This window comes from Caloramator australicus RC3 (assembly GCF_000297115.1).
GTDB classification, from domain to species: Bacteria; Bacillota; Clostridia; order Clostridiales; family Caloramatoraceae; genus Caloramator; species Caloramator australicus.
The window spans coordinates 1-4,519 of sequence record NZ_CAKP01000116.1 but is presented as its reverse complement, the minus strand read 5'-3'; the positions used below and the strand labels follow the sequence as shown (position 1 = coordinate 4,519).

General features: G+C 34.5%; 4 protein-coding genes and 1 pseudogene. All 5 read left to right on the top strand.

The genetic code is table 11. The annotated features are described in order from the left end of the window. Positions 1–233 (top strand): annotated as a pseudogene (locus tag CAAU_RS11515) (UPF0236 family protein); the annotation flags it as partial. A gap of 260 nt (positions 234–493) precedes the next feature. Continuing rightward, the gene (locus tag CAAU_RS11510; protein WP_008909613.1) at positions 494–1,522 is read left to right on the top strand and encodes a BMP family lipoprotein; all 1,029 of its coding nucleotides are present in this window, start codon (positions 494–496) and stop codon (positions 1,520–1,522) included. Positions 1,523–1,581: 59 nt separating this feature from the next. Then, the gene (locus CAAU_RS11505) at positions 1,582–3,126 is read left to right on the top strand and encodes an ABC transporter ATP-binding protein (protein ID WP_008909612.1); all 1,545 of its coding nucleotides are present in this window, start codon (positions 1,582–1,584) and stop codon (positions 3,124–3,126) included. After that, a complete protein-coding gene (locus CAAU_RS11500) occupies positions 3,113–4,210 on the top strand; it encodes an ABC transporter permease (RefSeq protein ID WP_008909611.1) in 1,098 nt (365 codons plus the stop codon). The genes CAAU_RS11505 and CAAU_RS11500 overlap by 14 nt, the downstream gene beginning before the upstream one ends. Next, a partial coding sequence (locus CAAU_RS11495) for an ABC transporter permease subunit (protein WP_040306590.1) occupies positions 4,203–4,519 on the top strand: 317 nt, incomplete at its 3' end. The genes CAAU_RS11500 and CAAU_RS11495, both read left to right, overlap by 8 nt.

Genomic DNA, 4,519 nt, shown 5'->3' with positions numbered 1-4,519 from the left:
TAATGGCAAAGCTAAGGGTATTTAGCAAGAATGGAGGAAATTTAAGGGAAATAAGTGTGTTTAAGGAAGATGAAAAAGCCTTCAAGGTAAGTAAGAAGAAAATAAAAGAAGCGATAAGAAAGATAAATAAATCTTCACGTGAAGTTATGAATAATATAACGATATTGAACATAGGGAAAGTAACGCCAATTTACAGGATATTAAAATCAATAAAATATGAAAATATAATTTAAGTTTTTTAAATTTAACAAACGCCTTGAAACTAGCTAATTTAAGGGGTTGTCTATAAAAATTAACCTACAATATCTTGACACTATCTTTCAAAAAAATTCTTCTTGATTATTTTATAAAAATGTCGTATATTTATATATGCATCCTATATAACAATTTTGTGCATTTTGAACATTTTGTAAATAGTAGAAAAATTTGCAGGATTTTAGAATTCTGCAAAGAATATATTTAATATGAAAACTAAAATAAAGGGGGAACAAAAATGAAAAGACTTATTGCTTTAATTGCAACATTAACTCTTGTTGCAGGTCTTTTTGCAGGTTGTGCAAAGAAGGAAGCACAACAACCTACAGACCAAACTCAAATTAAAATTGGTCTTGCTACTGATGAAGGAGGAAAGGGAGATAAATCCTTCAACGATGCAGCTATTGCAGGACTTGAAAAAATCAAAGCAGAATACGGAATTGAACCACAAATTATTGAATCAAAATCAGCAGACGATTATGAACCAAATCTCACAACTTTAGCGGCTGACAATGATTTAGTATTTGGCGTTGGCTTTAAGATGGCAGATGCTATTAAGGCAGTAGCACAAAACAATCCTGATAAGAAATTTGCAATTATTGACTCAGTTGTAGATCTTCCAAACGTTGCTTCATATGTATTCAAAGAAGAAGAAGGTTCCTTCTTAATGGGTGTTATAGCTGGTAAGATGACTAAAACAAACATAATAGGATTCCTTGGTGGGATTAAGTTTGAACTTATTGAAAAATTTGAAGCTGGATTTAGAGCAGGTGTTAAGGCTGTAAATCCAAACGCTAAGGTTCTTGTTCAATATGCAAACAGCTTCAGCGATGTCGCATTAGGGTATGAAATTGCAAAGAAAATGTATAACGATGGTGCAGACGTTATTTACCATGCAGCTGGTGGTGTAGGAATAGGACTTTTCAATGCTGCAAAGGAAATGAAAAAGTGGGCAATTGGTGTTGACTCAGACCAAGCAGTTCTAATTCCAGATAAAGCTGATGTTATATTAGCATCAATGATTAAGAGAGTTGACACTGCAACATATACTGCTTCAAAGGCAGCAATAGAAGGAACATTCGCATCAGGAACAGTAGTTCTTGGCTTAAAGGAAGATGGTGTTGGAATATCACCTACTATTAATCCAGCTGTTCCACAGGAAGTAATTGATCTTGCAAATAAATATAAGCAAGCTATTATTGATGGTAAATTCACAGTTCCAACTAAGCCTGCTGAAGTTGATACATTCCAAGCACCACAAATATGATTGCATGCTAGATGCGTAAGCATCTAGCTTTTTTAAACGCTAAGGAAGGAGGATTATAAGTGGAAAAAGTTATTGAAATGAGAGGTATCACCAAAATATTCCCAGGAGTTATTGCAAACGATAATGTAGATTTCGAACTTAGAAAAGGAGAAATTCACGTTCTACTTGGTGAAAATGGTGCTGGAAAAACAACGTTGATGAATATTTTATATGGTCTTTATCAACCAGATAAAGGAGAAATTTATGTTAATGGAAAGAAGGTTAATATAAAGGGACCATCAGATGCTATAGCTATGGGAATAGGCATGGTTCATCAACACTTCATGCTTGTTCATAATTTTACAGTTGCTGAAAATATAATATTAGGTAGTGAGCCTAAAACAGCCTTTGGTTTTAAAATAGATTACAAAAAGGCAATAAAGGATGTAAAAGAGCTTGCTGATAAATATGGATTTAATGTGGATCCAAATAGCATTATAGAAGACATTACTGTTGGACAGCAGCAAAAAGTTGAAATATTAAAGGCTTTATATAGAGGAGCAGAGATATTAATATTGGATGAGCCTACCGCAGTTTTAACTCCTCAGGAAATAGAAGAATTAGGACAGATTCTAAAGAATCTTGTAAAGGAAGGAAAATCAATTATTTTAATTACTCATAAATTGAAAGAAGTTATGAATATGAGTGATAGAGTAACAATAGTTCGTAGGGGTAAGGTAGTAGATACAGTAAATACAAAGGATGTTGACATGGATACTCTTGCAGAGATGATGGTTGGTAGAAAGGTGAATTTGGTAGTTGAAAAGAAACCAGCAAAGGTAGGAGATGTTGTATTAAAAATTGAAAATCTTCAGGCTTTGGATCATAGAAAGCTGCCTAAATTAAAGGGTGTTGATTTAGAAGTAAGGTCAGGCGAAATACTTGGTATTGCAGGTGTCGATGGTAACGGACAAACTGAGCTTGTTGAGGTTATAACAGGACTTAGAAGGGCAACTGGTGGAAGAGTAATCTTAAAGGGCAATGATTTAACAAACAGAGCACCAAAGGAAATCATAGAGGCTGGTATTAGTAATATTCCAGAGGATAGACATAAACATGGTTTGGTTTTAAAATTCTCGTTAACTGAAAATGCCGTTTTGGGCCAGCATGATAAGGAGCCTTTCTCAAAGGGAATTATAATGAATTATGACGTTATTAGAGAACATGCTAAAAAGTTAATAAACGATTTTGATGTTAGAACTCCAAATGAAGAGGTTCATGCAGGGGCACTATCAGGTGGTAATCAGCAAAAATTTATTGCTGCAAGAGAAATTACAAAGGACCCAGAACTTTTAATAGCGACACAACCAACAAGAGGACTAGATGTTGGAGCAATTGAATATATTCATAAGAGATTAGTAGAAGAAAGAGATAAGGGCAAGGCAGTCCTATTAGTTTCCCTTGAACTTGATGAAGTCATGGCCCTTTCAGATAGAATTGCAGTTATGTATGATGGAAAGATAGTAGGAATCTTAGATGCTGATAAGACAAATGAAATGGAATTGGGTATCCTCATGGCAGGAGGAACTTTAAATAAGAAGGAGGGAGAACATGATAAACAATAAAACAAAAAATGTAGCTTTTAATGCTTTGGTTAAAAAGGCAATAGACGTTTTAATGTTCCCTCTCATAGCAATTCTTTTAGGATTGTTTGTTGCAGTATTTTTTGTAATGTGGGCAAAAAATTTAGGATTTATTGATGGAACAGCAACATTATTTTCAGCTATTTGGGAAGGAACATTCGGTAAAAGGGCAAATTTTATAGAAACATTAGTTGCAATGACTCCACTTATTTTTACAGGACTTGCACACTCTGTAGCCTTTAGAACAGGACTTTTTAATATCGGTGTTGAAGGACAATTTATAATGGGGATGCTTGCAGCAGCACTTATTGGTTTAATTCCTGGAATTCCAGCACCAATACATGTTACATTAGTCTTATTAGGTGGTTTAATTTTTGGGGCAGTGTGGGCTGCAATTCCTGGATATTTAAAGGCAAAGGTTGGAACTAACGAAGTTGTTAATACTATAATGATGAATTTTATCGCAATGAATGTTTCAAACTATTTCGTTAAGGGGCCTATTCATAGGGAAGGCTCAGCCTCATCAAAAATGATTTTAGAATCAGCACAATTATATAGATTTTTAAGTCCCTCAGAAAGAGTAAATGTTGGATTGTTTATTGGTATTGCTTTGATATTCGTTATATATTGGCTGCTTTGGAAAACAACAATTGGCTATGAATTAAGAGCAGTTGGACTTAATATGCATGCTGCAGAATATGGCGGTATTAATTCAAAGAAAAATATCATTTTGGCAATGGTAATTTCAGGGGCAATAGCAGGTCTTGGTGGCGCTGCTCACGTTGCGGGAACTATTCATAAAGCCCATCAGCTTGTTGGATTTACTAATTATGGTTTTGACGGAATAGCTGTTGCCTTGCTTGCAAAAAGCCATCCTATTGGAGTTTTATTCTCATCACTATTGTTTGGTGGCTTGAACTCAAGTGCTAGAATACTTCAAAAGTTTAGAATACCAAAGCAAATTGTATATATAATCCAGGGTATAATTATTATATTTGTAGCTGCTGATTATATATACAAATGGTTGAAAGAAAAGAAGAAAAAGGAGGCAATCAAGAATGCATAGCATAACGATCTCCCTATTCGTCTCATTAATTGCAGCTACATTAAGATTGGCAACTCCTATAATATTTGCAGCCTTAGGTGGCGTAATATCAGAAAGATCGGGCGTTGTAAATATAGGACTTGAAGGTATAATGATAGCTGGAGCATTTTTTGGAGTTTTAGGATCATTCCTTACAAACAATGCTTGGGTCGGAGTGTTATTTGCCATTATAGCAGGAATGGGAATAGCACTAATTCATGCTGTATTGAGTATAAACTTAAGAGCAGATCAAACAATCTCTGGTGTTTCAATCAATATATTTTCTGCAGC

Bases quoted from the DNA above. Each gene is read 5' to 3' on its own strand.
- CAAU_RS11510 (WP_008909613.1), top strand. From the start codon at position 494: ATGAAAAGACTTATTGCTTTAATTGCAACATTAACTCTTGTTGCAGGT.
- CAAU_RS11500 (WP_008909611.1), top strand. From the start codon at position 3,113: ATGATAAACAATAAAACAAAAAATGTAGCTTTTAATGCTTTGGTTAAA.